Below are 15040 nucleotides of genomic sequence, written 5' to 3' on the forward strand. Positions count from 1 at the left end.
TACTTCGTATTTCCCCTTGAGATTCATTCATGACTGCCTCCTCCCGTTTTCTGGCGTGGCTAGTGCTGCCGGTTATTGCGTTCTGCAGCCTCAATGCGCTGGCCGACACCGCCGAAGGCGCGCCCAAAGCGCTGCATCTGCTCGACTACATTGGCGCCGACTACCCGGCAACGGTCGAGGCTGGCAAGGTCATCGATGAGTCTGAATACCGCGAACAGCTGGAATTCCTCGGCGTCCTCAAAGGGTTGATCGCTGAGCTGCCGGCCAAGCCTGAGCAAGCCGAGCTGGAGCAAGGCGTCAGCAGCCTCGGCGCTGCTATTGCAGCTCGCAAGGACAGCGCCGACGTCGTGCGCCAGGCGCGGCAGCTCGGTGCGAAGCTGGCGGTGGCCTATGAAGTCAGCCAGGCCCCGGTGATTACCCCGGACCCGACTCGCGGTGCGCCGCTGTACGCCCAGCAATGCTCGGTGTGCCACGGCGATGCGGGCGCTGGCGATGGCCCGGCAGGCGTGGGCATGACGCCGCCGCCGGCCAATCTGCGCGATGCGACGCGCCTCGATCGCCTGAGCCTCTACGGGATCTACAACACCTTGGGCCAAGGCGTCGAAGGCACCGACATGCCGTCCTTCGCCGATCAGCTGGATGATCGTCAGCGTTGGGATCTGGCCACTTATATCGCGGGCTTCAGCGCCGACCCGGCCGCCGCAAAATCCGAAAAAACCTACAACATCGCCGACCTGGCCCGTCAGACGCCGGCCGAAGTGCTGGCCGCCGAAGGCCCGCAAGCGGTGGCGACCTTCCGCGCACAACGGGCGCAGCCGCCGCAGGTCAAGCGTGGCCCGGCGCAGTTGCTCGATTACACCGCCGCGACCCTGGACAAGAGCATCGCCGCTTACCGTGCTGGTGAGCACGATCAGGCTTACGACTTGTCGGTGGCGGCGTACCTGGAAGGCTTCGAACTGGTCGAAAGCTCCCTGGATAACGTCGACGCCAACGTGCGCAAAGACACCGAAAAATCCCTGATGGCGTACCGTCAGTCGTTGCAGGACGGTTTGCCGGTAGCTCAGGTTGAACAGCGCCTGGACGCGGCCAAGGCCAAGTTGAAGGAATCTGCCGGTCTGCTGGGCAGCGATGGCTTGAGCTGGTCCCTGAGCTACATCTCCGGCCTGTTGATTCTGCTGCGCGAAGGCCTGGAAGCGATTCTGGTATTGGCGGCAATCCTCGCGTTCTTGCGCAATACCGGCCAGCAATCGGCGGTGCGCAGCGTCAACGTCGGTTGGGGTTTGGCGCTGGTAGCCGGTTTGGCGACCTGGGCGTTAGCCGCTTACGTGATCGATGTCAGCGGCGCCCAGCGTGAACTGCTGGAAGGCTGCACGGCGTTGTTCGCCAGCGTCATGGTTCTGTGGCTCGGCGTGTGGATGCACGACCGTCGCCACGCCGCAGCCTGGCAGGATTACATCAAGAGCAGCCTGGTGGGCGGCGGCGGGCGTTTCGGCTTTGCGATCCTCGCGTTTTTCTCGGTGTACCGCGAACTGTTCGAAGTGATTCTGTTCTACGAAACGCTGTGGCTGCAGGCCGGTCCTGCCGGGCATAACGCGGTATTGGCGGGCGGCGCCACGGCGCTGGTGCTGTTGATCGGTCTGGCCTGGGTAATCCTGCGCGGTTCGGCCAAGTTGCCGCTGGCGCTGTTCTTCGGCATCAATGCCGGGTTGTTGTGCGCGTTGTCGGTGGTGTTTGCCGGGCATGGCGTGAAGGCGTTGCAGGAAGCCGGGATCTTCGGCACCCGGCCGGTGCCGTTCTTTGACTTCGACTGGCTGGGGATTCATGCGGATGCGTATTCGTTGAGTGCGCAGGCGGTGGCGATTATTGCGATTGTCGTGCTTTATAGCCGCAGTCGCATGGCTGAGAAGCGGCGGGTGCAGGTTTCTTAAAAAGCATTCGCTTCGCTCATATTCGCGGGCAAGCCTCGCTCCTACAGGATTCATGCGCCGGTCGCGTATAACCTGTGTAGGAGTGAGGCTTGCCCGCGAAGCTTTTTAAAAGAGGTAAACACAATGCGTGTCTGGATCGATGCCGACGCCTGCCCACGGGCGGCCAAGGATCTGGTGGTGAAGTTCGCCCTCAAGCGCCAGTTCGAAGTGGTGCTGGTGGCCGGCCAGCCGCAGATCAAGCCAGGCCTGGCCCTGGTGAAGCTGATCGTGGTGCCCAGCGGCCCGGACGCGGCTGACGATTATCTGGTGGAACACGCCGTGCCCGGCGAGTTGGTGATTTGCAGCGATGTGCCGCTGGCGGATCGCCTGGTAAAGAAGGGCGTTTCGGCCCTCGACCCGCGCGGCAAAGAATTCGATGCTCAGAACATGGGCGACCGGCTGGCGGTACGGAATCTGTTCACCGACCTGCGTGAGCAAGGCCAGATGAGCGGCGGGCCCGCGCCGTTTGGCGAGCGGGAGAAACAGGCGTTTGCGAATGCGCTGGATCGGATTTTGACTCGGCTAACCCGCAAACCCTGAGCCCTACCGAAATCATTGTGGGAGCGAGCCTGCTCGCGAAGGCGGCCTGACAGTCAACATAGGTGTTGAATGTGATGGCCTCTTCGCGAGCAGGCTCGCTCCCACATTAGTCAGTGTTAAGCGTCGTTTTCGTGGGTCAGTTCGAGGACGCGGTCGACAAGCTTATTGATCCCGGAAGCCGCTTCGCTAATCGTCTGCGCCAGCATATACGCCGGTGTGCTCACCAATTTGCGCGCCTTGTCCTCGACAATGTCGCCCACGGCGCATTCAGTGTGGGTGGCGCCCATCTTGTTCATGGCCGCCGCTGTGTCGGCGTCGTTGCCGATGGTGCAGGTCACGCCCGGGCCGTAGATCTTGGCCGCCAGCGCTGGCGAGATGCAGATCAAGCCCACCGGCTTACCCGCTTCGGCAAACGCCTCGGCCAACGCCAGGACTTCCGGTTGCACGGTGCAACCGGCGCCTTCGACCGCGAAGTTGGAGAGGTTCTTGGCCGCGCCAAAACCGCCGGGCACGATCAGTGCGTCGAAGTCTTCGACGCTGGCCTCGCGCAAATCCTTGATATTGCCCCGGGCGATGCGTGCAGATTCCACCAGGACATTGCGCGACTCGGGCATTTCTTCGCCGGTCAGGTGGTTGATCACATGCAACTGCGCGATATTCGGCGCAAAGCACTGCACCTGGGCACCGCGCTGGTCCAGACGCAGCAAGGTGATCACGCTTTCGTGGATCTCGGCGCCGTCGTACACGCCACAGCCGGAAAGGATCACTGCAATTTTTTTGCTCATGGGCTTTTCTCCAGATTCATGGCGTTAAATGTCCACTAATTTGTCACTCGTTGCCATAGGGTTAATTCGCGGCTACACCTAGGATCTGTCATCACGATTCCGATCAGGGCGCGTCATGGACTTCATTCTGTATGCGGTGCCGTTTTTCTTTGTGCTGATTGCCGTCGAACTGCTGGCCGACCGTTGGCGCGGGGTCAGCAATTATCGGCTGGCCGACGCGATCAACAGCATCAGCACCGGCGTGCTGTCCACCACCACCGGCCTGTTGACCAAGGGCGTGGGGCTGCTGACGTATGCGTTTGCCCTCGACCATCTGGCGTTGTTCAAGCTCTCGGGCGACAGCGTCTGGGTCTGGGTTTTCGCTTTTGTCCTCTATGACTTCTGCTACTACTGGCTGCACCGCATGGGCCATGAACGCAACATCCTCTGGGCCGCGCACTCGGTGCATCACCAGAGCGAGGACTACAACCTCTCCACGGCCTTGCGCCAGACCAGCACCGGCTTCCTGTTGAGCTGGATTTTCTACCTGCCCATGGCCGTGCTCGGCGTGCCGTTGCTGGTGTTCATCAGCGTCGCGGCGCTGAACTTGCTGTATCAATTCTGGGTGCACACCAAACACATTCCCAAGCTCGGCTGGTTCGAGTGGTTTTTCGTCACGCCGTCCAATCATCGGGCCCACCATGCACAGAACGCTCTCTACATGGATCGCAACTACGGCGGGGTGTTCATTATTTGGGACCGTCTATTTGGCTCGTTCCAGGAAGAGGACGACAACGAGCCGGTGATTTTCGGCGTGACCACGCCGCTGGCGAGCTGGAATCCGCTGTGGGCCAACGTGCAGTTCTATGCGCAATTGTGGGATGACGCGAAGCGGGCGCAGAGCAAGTGGGACAAGCTGCGGATCTGGTTCATGCGCACCGGCTGGCGGCCGGCGGACGTGGCGGCCAAGTACCCGATGAACAAGCCCGACCTGAGCCAGTTCCGCAAATTCGAAGTGCCGCTGGATGGGCGCCAGCAGATTTATGTGGCGTTGCAGTTCTGCGTCTACATCGCCTTGGGCAGTTATTTGATGAACCTCGAACGCAGCCTGCCGACTGGCGCGCTGGTGCTCGGCTGGAGTGCGGTGGCGCTGGGATTGTTTACGTTGGGCGTGGCCCTGGAGAATCGTCCGTGGACGTTGAAACTGGAGCTGCTGCGGCTGGCGTCGAACCTGCCGCTGGTGTGGCTGGCGCCGCTGGTCGGGCTGTGGCCGGCCAGCGCGGGGGGCTGGGTCGGGCTGCTCAGTTACAGCCTGCTCAGCGGGATCGGTCTCTACTGCTGCAGAAACCGATTCACTCGACTGGCGTCTTAGGTTCGCTGATTCGCGCTTGTTCGGCTTTGAGGGCTTGCTCGTCGGCGTAGATCTTCTTCGCCAGGCGAGCATTCTTGAAGCGCCGGCGCAGCCACAGGCCCAGGCCCAGCAACAACAGTGCACCGAGCACCCACAGCTCATACTTCTTGACGCTGCCCAGCATGCCTTCTAGCACCGCACCGAAGTGATAGGCCGCCGCCGCCAGGGCGCTGGCCCAGATCGCGGCACCGATCCCGTTCAGCAGCAGGTAGCGTCCCGGCGGATATCCCGACAGGCCGATCGCCACCGGCATCACCGTGCGCAAACCATAGACAAAGCGGAAACTCAGGACCCAGATGTCCGGGTGCTTGCGGATATGCTCCAGCGCCCGGTCGCCCATCAACTGCCAGCGCGGTTTGCGCGCGAGTAATTTGCGGCCGTGCTTGCGCCCCAGGAAGTACCACAGCTGATCGCCGGCATAACTGCCGAAGAAGGCCACGACGACGACCAGGTTGATGTCCATGTATCCGCGAAACGCGAGGAAGCCCGCGAGCACCAGGATGGTTTCGCCTTCGAAGAACGTGCCGAGGAAAAGGGCAAAGTAGCCGAAGTCATGCAGAAATTGTTGGAGCATTGTCTGGGTGCTGGCGAAATGAACGCGCAGCCTAACCCTTCGTGCACATTCATGAAAGTGTCCAAATGTGTCTCGACGTGAACAATTCCTACAAGGACAATGGAATGCGGCTACGTGTCACGGGGGTAAGCACAACTGTCATCTGTTCGTCATAATGGCCGCTTATAACTGTCACGCTCGCCTGCCAGCGCGGGCTCAGGAGTCTGCCGTGAGCTTTACCCCCGCCAACCGTTTGTTCCCTGCAACCCGCCTGCGTCGCAACCGCCGTGATGATTTTTCGCGTCGACTGGTCCGTGAAAACGTTTTGACCGTCGATGACCTGATCCTGCCGGTGTTTGTGCTGGACGGTGAAAACCGTCGCGAAGCGGTGGCGTCGATGCCGGGCGTCGAACGCCTGACCATCGATCTGTTGCTCGAAGAAGCGGCCAAGTGGGTCGAGCTGGGGATTCCGGCTGTGGCGCTGTTCCCGGTGACGCCGCCGGAACTCAAATCGCTGGACGCCGCCGAAGCCTGGAATCCAGAGGGCATTGCTCAGCGCGCCACTCGCGCCCTGCGTGATCGTTTTCCGGAGCTGGGTGTAATCACTGACGTGGCCCTGGACCCGTTCACTACCCACGGCCAGGACGGTATCCTCGACGAAGAAGGCTACGTGCAGAACGACATTACCGTCGACGCACTGGTCAAGCAGGCCCTGTCCCACGCCGCAGCCGGCGCTCAGGTAGTGGCCCCATCGGACATGATGGACGGTCGCATCCAGGCGATCCGCGAAGCGCTTGAGCTGGCCGATCACGTGAATGTGCGGATCATGGCTTACTCGGCCAAGTACGCCAGCGCCTATTACGGCCCGTTCCGCGATGCGGTGGGTTCGGCGCTGAACCTGGGCAAGGCCAACAAGGCCTCCTATCAGATGGACCCGGCCAACAGCAACGAAGCCCTGCACGAAGTGGCGGCGGACTTGTCAGAAGGCGCGGACATGGTCATGGTCAAGCCAGGCATGCCGTATCTGGACATCCTTTACCGGGTCAAAGAAGAATTCAAAGTGCCGACGTTTGTTTACCAAGTCAGCGGCGAATACGCCATGCACATGGCGGCGATCCAGAATGGCTGGTTGAGCGAAGGGGTTATCCTCGAATCCCTGACCGCTTTTAAACGTGCAGGCGCAGATGGCATCCTGACTTATTTTGCCGTGCGCGCTGCCCAATTGTTACGAGAGCAAAAATAGCCCTCCCAGGAACATTCGATGAATACCGAAGGACTCTCTGAAGTTGCAGTAAAGGAAGCTCAAGCCGTGGTCGAGCAAATCGCCGAAACACCGCCGGAGCTGGAGCCTACTCCACCCGCGGTGGTCATCGAGGCTGCGCCCGCAGTCCCGGCGATTGCCATTCCCGGCCTGGATGACAGCAGCCTGTACATCCATCGCGAGCTCTCGCAACTGCAGTTCAACATTCGCGTGCTGGAACAGGCGCTGGATGAGTCCTACCCGTTGCTGGAACGGCTGAAATTCCTGCTGATCTTCTCCAGCAACCTGGACGAGTTCTTCGAGATTCGCGTGGCCGGCCTGAAGAAACAGATCACCTTCGCCCGTGAACAGGCCGGCGCCGATGGCCTGCAACCGCATCAGGCCCTGGCGCGGATCAGCGAGCTGGTGCACGGTTATGTGGACCGCCAATACGCGATCCTCAACGATATTCTGTTGCCTGAACTGGAGAAGCATCAGGTCCGCTTCATCCGTCGCCGTCACTGGACGACCAAGATCAAAACCTGGGTGCGCCGCTATTTCCGCGACGAGATCGCGCCGATCATCACCCCGATCGGCCTCGACCCGACGCACCCGTTCCCGTTGCTGGTGAACAAGAGCCTGAACTTCATCGTCGAGCTCGAAGGCATCGACGCCTTCGGTCGCGATTCCGGCCTGGCGATCATCCCGGCGCCGCGTTTGCTGCCGCGTGTGATCAAGGTTCCGGAAGAAGTCGGTGGCCCTGGCGACAACTATGTATTCCTGTCGTCGATGATCCACGCCCACGCCGATGACCTGTTCCAAGGCATGAAGGTGAAAGGCTGCTACCAGTTCCGCCTGACCCGAAACGCCGACCTGGCGGTCGATACCGAAGACGTGGAAGACCTGGCCCGCGCCCTGCGCGGCGAGTTGTTCTCCCGTCGCTACGGTGACGCGGTGCGTCTGGAAGTCGCCGACACCTGCCCGAAACACCTGTCCGACTACTTGCTCAAGCAGTTCAACCTGCACGAGACCGAGCTGTATCAGGTCAACGGCCCGGTCAACCTGACCCGTCTGTTCAGCATCACCGGCCTGGACAGTCAGCGTGCGTTGCAATACCTGCCGTTCACGCCGCAGATCCCGAAACTGCTGCAGAACAGCGAGAACATTTTCAGCGTGATCAGCAAGCAGGACATCCTGCTGCTGCACCCGTTCGAGTCGTTCACCCCGGTGGTCGACCTGCTGCGCCAAGCCGCCAAGGACCCGCATGTATTGGCCGTACGCCAGACGTTGTACCGCTCCGGCGCCAACTCGGAAATTGTCGATGCGCTGGTGGATGCCGCGCGTAACGGCAAGGAAGTCACGGCGGTGATCGAGTTGCGGGCACGTTTCGACGAAGAGTCCAACCTGCAACTGGCCAGCCGCCTGCAAGCGGCCGGTGCGGTGGTGATCTACGGCGTGGTCGGCTTCAAGACCCACGCCAAGATGATGCTGATCCTGCGTCGTGAGGCTGGCGAGATCGTCCGCTACGCGCACTTGGGCACCGGCAACTACCACGCGGCCAACGCCCGTCTGTACACCGACTACAGCTTGCTGACCTCGGATGACGCTTTGTGCGAAGACGTCGGCAAACTGTTCAGCCAGTTGATCGGCATGGGCAAGACCCTGCGCATGAAGAAACTGCTGCACGCGCCGTTCACGCTGAAGAAGGGCATGCTCGACATGATTGCCCGGGAGACGCAGTTCGCCCTCGAGGGCAAACCGGCGCACATCATCGCCAAGTTCAACTCGCTGACCGATCCGAAGATCATCCGCGCGCTGTACAAGGCCAGTCAGTCCGGGGTGCGCATCGATCTGGTAGTGCGCGGCATGTGCTGCCTGCGTCCGGGCATTCCGGGGGTGTCCCACAACATCCACGTGCGCTCGATCATCGGTCGCTTCTTGGAACACACCCGGGTCTTCTACTTCCTCAACGGTGGCGAAGAGCAGATGTTCCTCTCCAGTGCCGACTGGATGGAGCGCAACCTCGACAAGCGCGTCGAGACTTGCTTCCCGGTCGAAGGCAAGAAGCTGATCATGCGGGTCAAGAAAGAGCTGGAGCTTTATCTCACCGATAACACCCACAGCTGGAGCCTGCAGTCGGACGGTCGCTACATCCGCAACACCCCGACCGGCAACCAGAACCCGCGCAGCGCCCAGGCGACCTTGCTGGAGCGGTTGGGTAGCCCGATCCTCGCGGTGCGTTAAGCTTCGCGCGGCATAAAAAATGGCGATCCCTCGGGATCGCCATTTTTTTTTGTTCCACCACCGCCCCCTGTAGGAGCACAGCTTGCTGGCGAAGGCGTCAGTGAGATCGCCTTCGCCAGCAAGCTGTGCTCCTACAGGATGGTGTTCGGTAAGTTTTTACCGGGGATTAGCGGACGTTAAGCGTGAACCCAACCCGCGTCAGCCATTCCGCTTCCAGCGCGAAGTCGGCCTGGGTCAGTTGGTTCTCGTCCAGCCAGTTGGCCGGGAACAGCACGTCCAGGCTGTCGCCGTTGGCGCGCAAGGTCACCTGGGGCATTTCCTGGGTGCCGCGGATGTGGTGGAACAGGATCGCAAAGCGCAGCAGCACGCACAGGCGAATCAGCTTGCTGCCATCACTGCCGAAATCGGCAAACTTGTCCCGAGGAATATTGCGGCGGTGACCGCGTACCAGCAGCGCGAGCATTTGCTGGTCTTCGCGGGAGAAACCGGCCAGGTCCGAGTGCTCGATCAGGTAGGCGCCGTGCTTGTGGTAGTGATAGTGGGCGATGTCGAGGCCCACTTCATGGACCTTCGCGGCCCAGCCCAGTAACTCGCGCCAGACGCCGTCGTCGAGGTCCCAGTCCTCGGCCACTTGATCGAAGGCATGCAGCGCTTTGCGTTCAACCCGCGCCGCTTGTTCCAGATCGACGTGGTAACGCTCCATCAGCGAGCTGAGGGTGCGCTCACGCACGTCTTCGTGATGATGACGGCCCAGCAGGTCGTAGAGCACGCCTTCGCGCAGGGCGCCTTCACAGTGATCCATACGTTGCAGTTCTAGGGCGTCGAAGATCGCTTCGAGAATCGCCAGGCCCGCCGGGAAAATTGCGCGACGGTCAGGCTTGATGCCTTCGAAGTCGATTTTCTCGACATCACCGAGCTTGATCAGCTTGCGCTTGAGCCAGGCCAGGCCAGTCGCGTTCACTTCGCCGGTGCCGTGTCCGCCAGCCTTCAGCGCCAGGCCAATGGCGCGGATGGTGCCGGAGGAGCCGATGGCTTCATCCCAGGTCAGACGGTGCAGGGCGTGCTCGATGCTCATGATCTCCAGCCGCGCCGCCGTGTACGCCTGGGCGTAACGGGCCGGGGTGACCTTGCCGTCCTTGAAATAGCGCTGGGTGTAGCTGACGCAGCCCATTTGCAGGCTTTCGCGCAGCAGCGGCTCGAAGCGCTGGCCGATGATGAATTCGGTACTGCCACCGCCGATGTCGGCCACCAGGCGCTTGCCCGGGGTGTCGGCGAGGGTGTGGGAGACGCCGAGGTAGATCAGGCGCGCTTCTTCACGGCCGGAGATGACTTCCACGGGATGGCCGAGGATTTCTTCGGCGCGGCGGATGAATTCGGCGCGGTTACGCGCTTCACGCAAGGCGTTGGTGCCAACGATCCGTACGGCGCCGGGCGGCATACCGTTGATCAGTTGGGCAAAGCGCTTCAGGCAATCAAGCCCGCGCTGCATGGATTCTTCGTTCAGCTGGCGCTCATCGTCGATGCCGGCGGCCAGTTGGACCTTTTCGCCGAGGCGCTCGAGAATACGGATTTCGCCGTTCTGGGCCTTGGCCACGACCATGTGAAAGCTGTTGGAGCCCAGGTCGATTGCGGCGATCAGGGACAGATTCTTGGCTTGGGATTGCGGCATGGTCAGGGGGTCTCGGTCGATAACCCGGACATCGTGCCACGATCAAAGGCTGGCGCCAACGCGTAGCGTTCAAAGCCTTGATCCAACACAGGAAAGTCAGTGATCTCAGGGACGCCTTCGCGGGCAAGCCTCGCTCCTACAGGTTACGGGTGTACACATTTCCCGCGTACGCCACCCACCTGTAGGAGCGAGGCTTGCCCGCGAAGACGGCCTTCCAGTCACCAGAGATCTTTCAGCACGCCGCCTCAACGGTGCCAATAAAATTCGCCAGTTCCGGCGTCTGCGGATTCGCAAACAGAATCTTCGGATCCCCCACCTCATGCACCTTGCCCTGATGCATGAACACCAACTTGTCCCCAACCTCCCGGGCAAACCTCATCTCATGGGTAACCATGATCAGCGTCATTCCTTCCTTGGCCAGTTGCCGCACCACGCTCAGCACTTCGTTGACCAGTTCCGGGTCCAGCGCCGAGGTGATCTCGTCGCACAGCAACACCTTCGGCGACATGGCCAGGGCCCGGGCAATCGCCACACGTTGCTGCTGACCACCGGACAAGCGATCGGGGAAGGCATCAAACTTCTCCCCCAGTCCGACTCGCTCCAGCATCTGCCGCGCAAGCTCCGCCGCTTTCGCCTTGGGCACTTTCTGCACCACCTGCGGCGCGAGCATCACGTTCTCGCCCACGGTCAGGTGCGGGAACAGGTTGAACTGCTGGAACACCATCCCGACTTTCTGCCGCAGGCTGCGCAGGTCGGCGCGGGCGGCGTCGAGGTATTCGCCGTCGACTTCGATCACGCCATCGTTGATCGACTCCAGGCCATTGAGGGTGCGCAGCAAGGTGGATTTGCCCGAGCCGCTGCGGCCGATGATCGCCACGACCTGGCCTTCCTCGACACTCAGGTCGATGCCTTTGAGCACGTGGTGGTCGCCGTAATATTTATGCAGGGCCGAAATTCTAAGCAGAGGCATGCAGTCTCCTTTCCAGGTAGCGCGCACTGAGGGACAAGGGGTAGCAGAGCAGGAAGTAACCGAGGGCGACGAGGCCGTAGACCATGAACGGTTCGAAGGTCGCGTTGGCGAGCATGCCGCCGGTCTTGGTCAGTTCGGTGAAGCCGATAATCGAGGTGACGGCGGTGCCTTTGACCACTTGCACCGAGAAGCCCACGGTCGGCGCCACGGCGATGCGCAGGGCTTGCGGCAGGATCACGTAGCGCAATTGCTCCAGTGGATTCAGCGCCAGGCTCGACGAAGCTTCCCACTGACCGTTGGGGATCGAATCGACGCAACCGCGCCAGATCTCCGCCAGGTAAGCGCTGGTAAACAGCGTCAGCGCCACTGCCGCGGCCATCCACGGTGAAATCTCCACGCCGGCCAACGCCACGCCGAAGAACACCAGGAACAACTGCATCAGCAGCGGCGTGCCCTGGAACAGTTCGATGTAGGTGCGGGCAAAGCTGCGGGGAAAGGTCTTTTTCGAGATGCGCATGACCATGATCAGCAAGCCGATCACGCCACCGCCGATAAATGCCACCAGCGACAGTGCCAGGGTCCATTGCAGGCCTGTGAGCAGGTTGCGCAGGATGTCCCAAAAAGTGAAATCGCTCATTGGCTGCTCCGCGAGATATAGCGCCGGCCGATCCAGTTCAGCAGTTGGCGGATCATCAGCGCCATGCACAGGTAGATCAGCGTGGTCAGCGCGTAGGTTTCAAAGGCGCGGAAGTTGCGCGACTGGATGAAGTTGGCGGCAAAGCTCAATTCTTCGGTGGCTATCTGCGAACAGACCGCCGAGCCGAGCATGACGATGATGATCTGGCTGCTCAGCGCCGGCCAGACCTTGCCCAGCGCCGGCAGCAAGACCACGTGACGGAAGGCTTCGAAACGGCTCATCGCCAAAGCGGCGGCGGCTTCCAGCTGACCCCGGGGGATCGCCTGGATGCCGGCGCGGATGATCTCGGTCGAATAAGCCCCGAGGTTGATCACCATCGCCAGCACCGCTGCCTGCCATTCGGAAATCTGCACGCCCAGGGACGGCAGACCGAAGAAGATGAAGAACAACTGCACCAGGAACGGCGTGTTGCGGATCAGCTCGACGTACACGCCGAAGATCGCCGAGAACGGACGGATGTTCCACGCCCGCACCAGCGCCCCGACAATGCCCAGGCCCACTCCGAACACCGCACCGATGGCCGTCAGTTCAAGGGTGAACAGCGCACCGCGCAGCAGCAGGTCGGTGTTTTGCACCACCGGAAGAAAATCGAACTGGTAAGCCATAAATAGTCTCCTGCGCGACAATCAGAGATCGGCCGGCAGCGGCTCTTTCAGCCAAGTCAGGGCGTTTTTCTCCAGCGAACCGTCGGTCTTGGCGGTGGCGAGGATCTGGTTGACCTTGTCCAGCAGCGCTGGCTCGTTCTTGTTCACGCCGACGTAGACCGGCGAGTCCTTGAGCTTCACTTTCAGCGCCGGCACGCGTTTCGGATTTTTCTCGCTGATGGCGACCATCACCACGTTGCCGCTGGCGATCAGGTCAACCTGGCCCGCGAGGTAGGCGGCGATGGTCGAGTTGTTGTCTTCGAAGCGCTTGATGGTCGCGCCTTCCGGAGCGACTTTGGTCAGCTCGATGTCTTCGATGGCGCCACGGGTAACGCTGATGGTTTTGCCCTTGAGGTCGTCCAGGCCCTTGATCGCGGCGTCTGGCGGACCGAACACGGCGAGGTAGAACGGTGCGTAGGCGCGGGAGAAGTCGATGACTTTTTCGCGCTCAGGGTTTTTGCCGAGGCTGGAAATCACCAGGTCGACCTTGCCGGTGGTCAGGAACGGAATGCGGTTGGTGCTGTTGACCGGGGTCAGTTCGAGTTTGACCTTGAGCTGGTCGGCCAGCAGCTTGGCGGTGTCGATGTCCAGGCCGCGAGGTTTCATGTCCGGGCCGACCGAGCCGAACGGCGGGAAGTCCTGAGGCACGGCGACTTTGAGGGTGCCGCGCTTGACCACATCCTCCAGACCGTCGGCGTGGGCGGGTGCCTGGCTCAGCATCAAGCTGGCAAACAAGGCTGCGAGGAGGGCGCTGTAACGCTGGGTCATGGCAAATCTCCGAATCGGCGAGAAGTGATTTCTGCGGTTCGACAGAGCACGGGCCATGCCAACATCGGGATTACGCGGCGGCAGGCCACGGTTTTGCTGGATTGTGTCGGTCTTACTGGTCTGAACAGTCAGGTCGCATTTCGCACCTCGATAGCGCATCGCGTTGAAGCACCGAACCCCCGTGGGGCACGACTTGCCGGACGCGGCGAATAGCTTTACAACTAGCCGTTCATTGGCCTGGTTCGTCTGAAAAACCATGAATTCGATCTCTCGCGCCGTACCTGAAGTGGCGCTGCAAGCTATCCGCAAACTGATTACCGAGCAGGGCTTCGGGCCGGGGGATGCCTTGCCTTCGCAACGGGACCTGGCGGTGCAATTGGGGGTCAGCCGGGCGTCATTGCGCGAGGCGTTGTCATCCCTGAGTGCGCTGGGGGTGATCAGCATCCAGCCGGGTAAAGGTGTTTTCGTGCAATCGCCGGTGGATTTGCCTAGGGGCGATGCGGCGGCAAGTTGGCCGTTCGCGGCCCAGGCGTCGCCGCTGGATATCTTTCAATTGCGCTACGCCCTGGAAGGCTTCGCGGCGGGCTTGGCGGCCGTGACTCTGACCACTGATGAGCTTGATGCGCTGGAAGACAACGTGGCTGCCATGCGCAACGAACTGAAGGCCGGCGACTTCGACGCGGCGGCGCGGCTGGACTTCGAATTTCACCGGCGCATCCTGTTGGCCAGCGGTAATCAGGCGATGTTGAGCATCCTGACGGCGCGTTCCGACATCTTTCTGGAGAGTCAGAAGCTACCGTTCATCCGGGCTGAGCGGGCCATGGAAACCTGGCAGGAACACCGCAAAATCCTCCGCGCACTGGCGCGACGCTCGTCCGCCGCCGCGCAGAAGGCGATGCAGGAACATGTGCGCAATGCTGCGCTGCGCACCGGAATTGCCTTCGTCGCTCCCGCCACGTCTTGACTTGAGCTATACCCAAACTCATGGACCACCATAGCGAGACTCAATCATCTGCACCTTCCTGAACGAGGGAAGGGCGGCTATGATGGGCCACGTTTTTTTGCTTACAACCTGGAGACTTCCATGAGCAGCGATCTTATCAAACACGTTAGCGACGCTAGCTTCGAGGCCGACGTACTCAAGGCCGAAGGCGCTGTACTGGTCGACTACTGGGCTGAATGGTGCGGCCCTTGCAAAATGATCGCTCCTGTTCTGGACGAAATTGCAGAGACTTACAAAGGCAAGCTGACCATTGCCAAACTGAACATCGACGAAAACCAGGAAACCCCGGCCAAGCACGGCGTGCGTGGTATCCCTACCCTGATGCTGTTCAAGAACGGCAACGTGGAAGCGACCAAGGTTGGCGCGCTGTCCAAGTCGCAACTGGCTGCATTCCTCGACGCCAACATCTAAGTCGGCGACGTTGTAAAAAAAGCCCCGCATATTGCGGGGCTTTTTGCATATTCAGGGCTAGACGCTCCGAAACTCAGGTGGTACATTCGGCCCCGCACTGGTTTCTCCACTGCCCCCTGCTAGCCGTCGCCGACGCACTCCTTTTCGAATAAGTACGCG

14 protein-coding genes are annotated in these 15040 nt (G+C 61.1%); 7 read left to right on the plus strand and 7 right to left on the minus strand.

The window, feature by feature from the left end; all coding sequences use genetic code 11:
* Positions 1–29 precede the first annotated feature (29 nt).
* Complete coding sequence (locus tag ACIOYV_RS17810; protein ID WP_401325608.1) at positions 30–1928, plus strand: FTR1 family protein; 1899 nt, start codon at positions 30–32, stop codon at positions 1926–1928.
* 123 nt (positions 1929–2051) lie between these two features.
* Entirely contained in the window at positions 2052–2507 is a 456-nt protein-coding gene (locus tag ACIOYV_RS17815) for a YaiI/YqxD family protein (RefSeq protein WP_163910725.1), read from the plus strand.
* A gap of 116 nt (positions 2508–2623) precedes the next feature.
* Here the strand turns inward: ACIOYV_RS17815 and elbB are convergent, their stop codons facing one another.
* Positions 2624–3292 carry an isoprenoid biosynthesis glyoxalase ElbB gene (gene elbB, locus ACIOYV_RS17820; protein ID WP_054044676.1) on the minus strand — a complete coding sequence of 223 codons (669 nt, stop codon included), beginning with the start codon at positions 3290–3292 and terminating at the stop codon, positions 2624–2626.
* 115 nt (positions 3293–3407) lie between these two features.
* On the opposite strand from elbB, the gene ACIOYV_RS17825 reads away from it, so the two are divergent.
* Positions 3408–4643, plus strand: a complete 1236-nt coding sequence (locus ACIOYV_RS17825) for a sterol desaturase family protein (protein ID WP_401325611.1) — start codon at positions 3408–3410, stop codon at positions 4641–4643.
* On the opposite strand, the gene ACIOYV_RS17830 is transcribed toward ACIOYV_RS17825, so the two are convergent.
* Positions 4624–5256 (minus strand): DedA family protein, encoded by a 633-nt coding sequence (locus ACIOYV_RS17830; protein WP_054044671.1) that lies wholly within the window; start codon positions 5254–5256, stop codon positions 4624–4626. The genes ACIOYV_RS17825 and ACIOYV_RS17830 overlap by 20 nt on opposite strands.
* 208 nt (positions 5257–5464) lie before the next feature.
* Between ACIOYV_RS17830 and hemB the strand changes: the two genes are divergently transcribed.
* Together hemB and ppk1 are read left to right on the plus strand one after the other, a co-directional pair.
* Positions 5465–6478 carry a porphobilinogen synthase gene (hemB, locus tag ACIOYV_RS17835; RefSeq protein ID WP_265041608.1) on the plus strand — a complete coding sequence of 338 codons (1014 nt, stop codon included), beginning with the start codon at positions 5465–5467 and terminating at the stop codon, positions 6476–6478.
* Positions 6479–6496: 18 nt separating this feature from the next.
* The gene (gene ppk1, locus ACIOYV_RS17840) at positions 6497–8719 is read left to right on the plus strand and encodes a polyphosphate kinase 1 (RefSeq protein WP_054044666.1); all 2223 of its coding nucleotides are present in this window, start codon (positions 6497–6499) and stop codon (positions 8717–8719) included.
* 166 nt (positions 8720–8885) lie between these two features.
* Here the strand turns inward: ppk1 and ppx are convergent, their stop codons facing one another.
* From ppx to ACIOYV_RS17865, 5 genes are all read right to left on the minus strand, one after another.
* Positions 8886–10388 carry an exopolyphosphatase gene (ppx, locus tag ACIOYV_RS17845; protein ID WP_054044664.1) on the minus strand — a complete coding sequence of 501 codons (1503 nt, stop codon included), beginning with the start codon at positions 10386–10388 and terminating at the stop codon, positions 8886–8888.
* A 232-nt stretch (positions 10389–10620) separates the two neighbouring features.
* The gene (locus ACIOYV_RS17850; protein WP_401325616.1) at positions 10621–11358 is read right to left on the minus strand and encodes an amino acid ABC transporter ATP-binding protein; all 738 of its coding nucleotides are present in this window, start codon (positions 11356–11358) and stop codon (positions 10621–10623) included.
* Positions 11345–11995 (minus strand): amino acid ABC transporter permease, encoded by a 651-nt coding sequence (locus tag ACIOYV_RS17855; protein WP_054044660.1) that lies wholly within the window; start codon positions 11993–11995, stop codon positions 11345–11347. Before ACIOYV_RS17855 ends, ACIOYV_RS17850 begins: the two co-directional genes overlap by 14 nt.
* Positions 11992–12660, minus strand: a complete 669-nt coding sequence (locus ACIOYV_RS17860; protein ID WP_054044658.1) for an amino acid ABC transporter permease — start codon at positions 12658–12660, stop codon at positions 11992–11994. The genes ACIOYV_RS17855 and ACIOYV_RS17860 overlap by 4 nt, the downstream gene beginning before the upstream one ends.
* A 21-nt stretch (positions 12661–12681) precedes the next feature.
* Entirely contained in the window at positions 12682–13467 is a 786-nt protein-coding gene (locus ACIOYV_RS17865; protein WP_054044657.1) for a transporter substrate-binding domain-containing protein, read from the minus strand.
* Between the two features lie 256 nt (positions 13468–13723).
* Between ACIOYV_RS17865 and ACIOYV_RS17870 the strand changes: the two genes are divergently transcribed.
* Both ACIOYV_RS17870 and trxA read left to right on the plus strand, forming a co-directional pair.
* Positions 13724–14431, plus strand: a complete 708-nt coding sequence (locus tag ACIOYV_RS17870) for a FadR/GntR family transcriptional regulator (RefSeq protein WP_054044654.1) — start codon at positions 13724–13726, stop codon at positions 14429–14431.
* 120 nt (positions 14432–14551) lie between these two features.
* Positions 14552–14881, plus strand: coding sequence for a thioredoxin TrxA (gene trxA / locus ACIOYV_RS17875; RefSeq protein WP_003177349.1), 330 nt, complete (start codon positions 14552–14554; stop codon positions 14879–14881).
* The last annotated feature ends 159 nt before the right edge of the window (positions 14882–15040 follow it).

Origin of the sequence: Pseudomonas sp. NPDC087342, assembly GCF_044744265.1 — a bacterium.
Lineage (GTDB): Bacteria > Pseudomonadota > Gammaproteobacteria > Pseudomonadales > Pseudomonadaceae > Aquipseudomonas > Aquipseudomonas nunensis.

What these genes read in the sequence shown, in the direction of transcription:
- ACIOYV_RS17810 (WP_401325608.1), top strand. Translation starts at nt 30, where the DNA reads ATGACTGCCTCCTCCCGTTTTCTGGCGTGGCTAGTGCTGCCGGTTATT.
- ACIOYV_RS17815 (WP_163910725.1), top strand. Translation starts at nt 2,052, where the DNA reads ATGCGTGTCTGGATCGATGCCGACGCCTGCCCACGGGCGGCCAAGGAT.
- elbB (WP_054044676.1), bottom strand. Translation starts at nt 3,292, where the DNA reads ATGAGCAAAAAAATTGCAGTGATCCTTTCCGGCTGTGGCGTGTACGAC.
- ACIOYV_RS17825 (WP_401325611.1), top strand. Translation starts at nt 3,408, where the DNA reads ATGGACTTCATTCTGTATGCGGTGCCGTTTTTCTTTGTGCTGATTGCC.
- ACIOYV_RS17830 (WP_054044671.1), bottom strand. Translation starts at nt 5,256, where the DNA reads ATGCTCCAACAATTTCTGCATGACTTCGGCTACTTTGCCCTTTTCCTC.
- ppk1 (WP_054044666.1), top strand. Translation starts at nt 6,497, where the DNA reads ATGAATACCGAAGGACTCTCTGAAGTTGCAGTAAAGGAAGCTCAAGCC.
- ppx (WP_054044664.1), bottom strand. Translation starts at nt 10,388, where the DNA reads ATGCCGCAATCCCAAGCCAAGAATCTGTCCCTGATCGCCGCAATCGAC.
- ACIOYV_RS17850 (WP_401325616.1), bottom strand. Translation starts at nt 11,358, where the DNA reads ATGCCTCTGCTTAGAATTTCGGCCCTGCATAAATATTACGGCGACCAC.
- ACIOYV_RS17855 (WP_054044660.1), bottom strand. Translation starts at nt 11,995, where the DNA reads ATGAGCGATTTCACTTTTTGGGACATCCTGCGCAACCTGCTCACAGGC.
- ACIOYV_RS17860 (WP_054044658.1), bottom strand. Translation starts at nt 12,660, where the DNA reads ATGGCTTACCAGTTCGATTTTCTTCCGGTGGTGCAAAACACCGACCTG.
- ACIOYV_RS17865 (WP_054044657.1), bottom strand. Translation starts at nt 13,467, where the DNA reads ATGACCCAGCGTTACAGCGCCCTCCTCGCAGCCTTGTTTGCCAGCTTG.
- ACIOYV_RS17870 (WP_054044654.1), top strand. Translation starts at nt 13,724, where the DNA reads ATGAATTCGATCTCTCGCGCCGTACCTGAAGTGGCGCTGCAAGCTATC.
- trxA (WP_003177349.1), top strand. Translation starts at nt 14,552, where the DNA reads ATGAGCAGCGATCTTATCAAACACGTTAGCGACGCTAGCTTCGAGGCC.